Source organism: Arthrobacter cheniae, assembly GCF_003602275.1.
Taxonomy (GTDB): domain Bacteria; phylum Actinomycetota; class Actinomycetes; order Actinomycetales; family Micrococcaceae; genus Arthrobacter_D; species Arthrobacter_D cheniae.
In genome coordinates this window covers 1-3,795 of record NZ_QZVT01000024.1, presented here as the reverse complement: position 1 = coordinate 3,795, position 3,795 = coordinate 1, and the positions used below count along the sequence as shown (strand labels likewise).

The following is a 3,795-nucleotide window of genomic DNA, read 5'->3' as shown; positions in this document are numbered from 1 at the left end:
ACACGCCGGAACAACATCAACTTCATCAAAGGGGGATTGTCACCCACACCGGGGCAACTCCATAACTATACGACCACCCCACCCCCACCACCAAATCAACCCAGGGAGGCCTGATTGATGCGGTTCAGTGTGATGGTTCGTCCAATGTCCCGCTTCGCTTCGTGAGATCTTGCGGCCTGAACCGGACAACTGACTACTGACTACAGGTGTACATGGCAGTGCCGGGACCAGACCCTCTCGGATGAAGTCCCGGCACTGTGGCGTCGGTCTGCTAGCGGTGCCCTACTGCCTGAAGGTGAGCACCAGTGTGGGTGCGAGTGTGCTGCCGGCTTCCTTGGAGTTGAGGTCCAGGCCGTCGCTGCTGCTGGAGTCAAGACCAAGAGAAAGTTGCCCGCCGGGCTCTCCAACGAGTCCGCTGACGGCCAGCGGAACGTTGTAGGTGGTGTTGGTCGCGGTGGGACCGAACGTGCCGATGCTTGTGCCGAGCGCCGGACGGTTGTTGAAGGTGATCCCGGTTTCAGTCCAGGTGTCAACAGCGACGAGCTTCACATTTTGACTGCCTGTTGATCCGCTGCCAGCGCTACGCAACTGCAGCGTCGCACTTTCCAGCGTCCTACCCGCATAGGCCGACAGGTCAAACTTCAGGTACGCAACCTCAACCGGGCTATTGTCGACACCCAGCATGGCACTGGTGCCGAAGTTCGTGGTTGGCACCCCGCCGGAGACATAGCTGTCAGCGGTGGCCGAGATATTGACGGTCTGCGACGCGCCGCCGGCCGTGGTTGCGAAGGTCCACGTCCTGTCCGCCGCCAACGCGTTACCGGCAACATCCTTCACCCCACTGGCGCCGCCCTTGATCGTGGCCGNTCACCCCACTGGCGCCGCCCTTGATCGTGGCCGTATACGTCGTACTTGCCACCAACTCGGCAGTCGGGTTCAGCGTCGCAACGTTGCCGCTGTATGTCACAGCGGCCGGTACCGACGTCGTCCCAGGCCCCGTCAACGTAAACGTGGACGAGGTAATCGTCGTCGCATCCATCGCCTCCGAGAACGTCCCCGTCACATTCGCCGAAGCCACCACACCAACCGCGCCAGTAGTTGGCGACGTTGCCGTCACCGTCGGAGCCGTCGTATCACCGGCCGCGGGAGCCGTGGTGGTGAAGGTCCACGTCCTGTCCGCCGCCAACGCGTTACCGGCAACATCCTTCACCCCACTGGCGCCGCTCTTGATCGTGGCCGTATACGTGGTATTTACTGCCAGATCCGCAGTCGGGTTCAGCGTCGCAACGTTGCCGCTGTATGTCACAGCGGCCGGTACCGACGTCGTCCCAGGCCCCGTCAAGGTGAATGTGGACGAGGTGACCGTCGCCGGGTTCATCGCCTCCGAGAACGTCCCCGTCACATTCGCCGACGCCACCACATTAACCGCGCCAGTAGTCGGCGACGTAGTGGTCACCGTCGGAGCCGTCGTATCACCACCACCGCTACCCCCGCTGGAGTCGTAGTAATGCCAGTACCGGCTTGTGGCGTTTACATCCGCGAGCACCAGCAGACCGCTGTTGGCCGTGCCGCGCGTCGAGGAGTTGAGGTTTTGCTTCGTCGATGACACGTTGTGCACATACTGGTCGGCATCGACGATGCGATCCGTTTTCGTGGTGGTGAAGCTGATGTTGTCCAGCGGCGTGGATTTTTCGTAGATCGCACCTCCCGAACTGGTGCAGACACCAGCGTTCGTCGTGCCACTGGGCTTCGGGTAGGTGGCGAAGGTACGTAGCCTTTGGGTGCTCTCGTCGATCATGACGATCACCCGATTTGGGCACTCCGCCACGGTCGCGATCGTGTGCGCCGTCCACGTCGTACCGCTCAATTTCAACAGCTGGATCAGCGGCTGGGAGGAGGACGTGAACGATGTCTTGATAGCGGCGAATACGCTGCCGCCGGAGGAGTCCAGCCACTTCAGGTTCATGTGGTCATCACCGCTGCGCGCCCCTGATACCGCCGCCACCGGCGTAGTCCAGGAGGTATTCGACGCTCCATCCACGTGGTAGCTCCAGTACATGCCGTCGGTGGCATCGCCGACCTGCCGGCTCCACATCACACCCATCTTGTTCCCGTCGAAGGCGATGACCGCCGACGTGTCGTCCACGGACACATTGCTCAACGCCGCGGGATGTGCGAACGGCGTCCCCCACGTCCTGCCGTCCGTATTAGTGGAGTTCAGGTAAATTCGGTTCCCCTGCTGCCAGGTGGCCCATACCCGACCGGTCGAGTCCTTATCGATGGTCAGGGCCTCGACGCGCTGGTTGTTGATCTGGGTAGAGCTCAGCAGCGTGTACGCCTTCGTACTCGCGTTGTAGCTGTAACGCCGCATCGTCGTCGGGAAGTTCGGCTCAGCCGGCAATCCGTCATTGACGAACCGGTAACTCGCGACATTCAACGTCGTCCCGTCCCATAGCACGTCATGATGCGTGCTTGCCCGCGGGTCCGTCGCCACACCCGTATCGACCCACGTGCTCGTCGCGGCATTGAACCGAAAGATATGGAAGTCCGAGCTCGCGGTGTCCCACAGGTTCCCCCACCAGAGCCCGTCGTTGAACCACAACACACTCGTGGCCCGCTTCGTACCCGTCGGCGTTCCCGTTCCCGTATGCGACGGACCCTCCACTCCGACATCTCCCGGAGCGGCCGTCGCCGGAACCGGCATCACCAGGGCGCCCAGCGCGAGCAACAACGCTGTCAGCAGCGCGCCGATCCAAGAGGCCCTGCGACCTCTACTACGCCCGCCCGAGTGAGGAGATTTGAAGTGCAGCATCGTTGCTCCCTGAAGTTGATGTGAATGCCGATCCCTCCCCAGGTTCGTCCAGTGTCTTTGGTCAAAGCAGGAGAAGCAACCCTTTCGGGTGATGAACCTCAACCAGACCGTTGCGGTGACAATTCGCGGACAACCCCGTTTCTACTCCCCGCTGTGTCTTGCCCCAACTTTCTACGCGAAAAAGAGGGTATGCCGTCGATGAGTGTGAGGGATCGCCAAGGGCGGGATGCAACGGATATGCCAGAGTCAGCACCTCCAACCAGAACGCAGATCCGCAGCATGCAGCCTTCTTTGTCGGGCTTCGAGACGGGTTATTTCGAATCACGATATGAGTAGGACAAGGGCCACCCCGGCTAAAACTCGAGAAGATGCAGAATTACCTTCGGGCCGGCGAGCACGAGGCGGTGTGGAAGCTGGACGGGCAACCTCCGGCAAGCTGCCGGGTCATAACGATGATCTGACACATTGGGCTACTCCCTTCCGCAAAGATGCATGAAGAATCACTATCACTAAGGAAGGGGCAGAAGGTCAGAGCCACGCTCACCGTGATGGCTGCATTCCCCGAGCTCGAGCGCGACCAGCCGGCCGAGCGGCCGACGCGGAACAAGCAGGGGATGTTGCATGAGTCTCTCGACTCACTGTGTCTTTACCGCGGGCTGGGACCGGCGGGCGGGTTCGGTAGACGGTTGGAGTCAGCTGGAGTCTGTATCACGGTGGCCATCGCCTGCAGCGGCTGCACCGGTGTGCAGGTTGGCTGGTGTTCCGGTGTGGCTGGTTGGCCGATGCGGCGCGGCGGGCCGGCCGCTGTGTCCGTATACCCGGGCGCCCCGGTGTGGTGTGGCGGGTTGGGGTGTGGTGTGTCGGTCTGCCCGTATACCTAGGTTAACGTACGGAAGGCCCCGCACCTGGTGGTGTGGGGCCTTCCGTGTGTAATGGTTGTCCGGCGGTGTCCTACTCTCCCACACTCTCTCGGGTGCAGTACC

The 3,795-nt window shown here is 61.7% G+C and carries 2 protein-coding genes; both read right to left on the bottom strand.

Annotated features, from left to right (window positions below; all coding sequences use genetic code 11):
• Window positions 1-282: 282 nt before the first annotated feature.
• A complete protein-coding gene (locus tag D6T63_RS18725) occupies window positions 283-837 on the bottom strand; it encodes a CBM96 family carbohydrate-binding protein (protein ID WP_235830874.1) in 555 nt (184 codons plus the stop codon).
• A complete protein-coding gene (locus tag D6T63_RS20330) occupies window positions 818-1,798 on the bottom strand; it encodes an Ig-like domain-containing protein (RefSeq protein WP_456236544.1) in 981 nt (326 codons plus the stop codon). The genes D6T63_RS18725 and D6T63_RS20330 overlap by 20 nt, the downstream gene beginning before the upstream one ends.
• Window positions 1,799-3,795: the final 1,997 nt, after the last annotated feature.